1 protein-coding gene is annotated in these 361 nt (G+C 62.9%); it reads right to left on the reverse strand.

Features of this window, described 5'->3' with window-relative positions:
- A partial coding sequence (locus tag SB751_RS28620) for a GNAT family N-acetyltransferase (RefSeq protein WP_410748866.1) occupies positions 1-361 on the reverse strand: 361 nt, incomplete at both ends.

The following is a 361-nucleotide window of genomic DNA, read 5'->3' on the forward strand; positions in this document are numbered from 1 at the left end:
GGCATGACGATGCTCCGGATGTACCACGACTCTGCCGAAGCTAAAAAAGCCCGGCTCGAACAGATCCTTCGGCAACACGCGCGCGTACGCAACGAGCCGGCCATCGACGAAGCCGGTTAAATGACGGCAATGCGGGTCGCGTCCGTCCGCGTCGAGATAAGGCACATTCTGTTCGACGACAAAGATGCTTTCCCGCAGGCTGATCGCCGCGTAGAGGTGCGCGACTGGCAGTTGCTCGAAGCTGGACCAGCGCCACGCGACTGCGTCGGCGCGCGCGTTGACGGAGTGCGAAGCCGATGCCGCCACTGCTTCCACTCTCGACGCCAGATTGCGGATGTGGCCGGTGGCTCCGTCATCGTCA

It is taken from the genome of Cupriavidus sp. SIMBA_020, assembly GCF_046535395.1.
GTDB classification, from domain to species: Bacteria; Pseudomonadota; Gammaproteobacteria; order Burkholderiales; family Burkholderiaceae; genus Cupriavidus; species Cupriavidus campinensis.